Consider the following 1,562-nt stretch of genomic DNA (forward strand, 5'->3'; position numbering starts at 1 on the left):
GAGATCGGCGCCAAGATCGGCATCCCGTACGAGCACCTTTTGCCTTACGGCCACGACAAGGCGAAGGTCTCGGCCGAGTTCATCAAGTCGGTGAGGAACAACAAGGACGGCAAGCTGATCCTGGTCACCGCCATCAACCCGACGCCGGCCGGCGAAGGCAAGACGACCACCACCGTCGGCCTCGGCGACGGCCTCAACCGCATCGGCAAGAAGGCGATCGTGTGCATCCGCGAAGCCTCGCTTGGCCCGAATTTCGGCATGAAGGGCGGCGCCGCCGGCGGCGGCCTGGCGCAGGTGGTGCCGATGGACGACATGAACCTCCACTTCACCGGCGACTTCCACGCCATCACCACCGCGCACAACCTGCTTTCGGCGCTGATCGACAACCACATCTATTGGGGCAACGAGCTCGGCATCGACATCCGCCGCGTCGCCTGGCGCCGCGTCATGGACATGAACGACCGGGCGCTGCGCGAGATCATCTGCTCGCTGGGCGGCGTCGCCAACGGCTTTCCGCGCGAGGCCGGCTTCGACATCACCGTCGCCTCCGAAGTGATGGCGATCCTGTGCCTGGCCACCGACCTCAAGGACCTCGAGAAGCGCCTCGGCGACATCATCGTCGCCTACCGCCGCGACAAGTCGCCGGTCTATGCCCGCGACCTCAAGGCCGACGGCGCCATGGCGGTGCTTTTGAAGGACGCCATCCAGCCCAACCTGGTGCAGACGCTGGAGAACAACCCGGCCTTCGTGCATGGCGGCCCGTTCGCCAACATCGCGCATGGCTGCAACTCGGTGGTCGCCACCACGACGGCGCTCAAGCTTGCCGATTACGTCGTCACCGAAGCCGGCTTCGGCGCCGACCTCGGTGCCGAAAAGTTCTTCGACATCAAGTGCCGCAAGGCGGGCCTGAAGCCGGCGGCGGCCGTCATCGTCGCCACCGTGCGCGCCATGAAGATGAATGGCGGCGTCAAGAAGGAAGACCTCGGCAAGGAAAACATCGAGGCGGTCAGGAAGGGCTGCCTCAACCTCGGCCGCCACATCGAGAACGTCAAGCAGTTCGGCGTGCCGGCGGTGGTGGCGATCAACCACTTCACCACCGACACCGAGGCCGAGATCCAGGCGATGAGGGACTTCGTCAAGGCGCAGGGCGCCGAGGCGATCCTGTGCAAGCACTGGGCGCAGGGCTCGGCCGGCATCGAGGCGCTGGCCAGGAAGGTGGTCGAGATCGCCGAATCCGGCGCCTCGCAGTTCTCGCCGCTCTACCCGGACGAGATGCCGCTGTTCGAGAAGGTCAACACCATCGTCAAGCGCATCTACCGCGGCGACGAGGCGATCGCCGACAAGGCGATCCGCGACCAGCTGCATGCCTGGGAGCAGGCCGGCTACGGCCACCTGCCGGTGTGCATGGCCAAGACCCAGTACTCGTTCTCGACCGACCCGAACCTGCGCGGCGCGCCGACCGGCCACACCGTGCCGGTGCGCGAGGTCAGGCTTGCGGCCGGCGCCGGCTTCGTCGTCATCATCTGCGGCGAGATCATGACCATGCCCGGCCTGCCCAAGGC

General features: G+C 66.5%; 1 protein-coding gene. It reads left to right on the forward strand.

The features are described from left to right. On the forward strand, window positions 1-1,562 hold a 1,562-nt coding region (locus RFN28_RS34480; protein WP_320291579.1), incomplete at both ends, for a formate--tetrahydrofolate ligase.

This window comes from Mesorhizobium album, assembly GCF_033977205.1.
In the GTDB taxonomy this organism is placed as follows: Bacteria; Pseudomonadota; Alphaproteobacteria; order Rhizobiales; family Rhizobiaceae; genus Mesorhizobium; species Mesorhizobium album.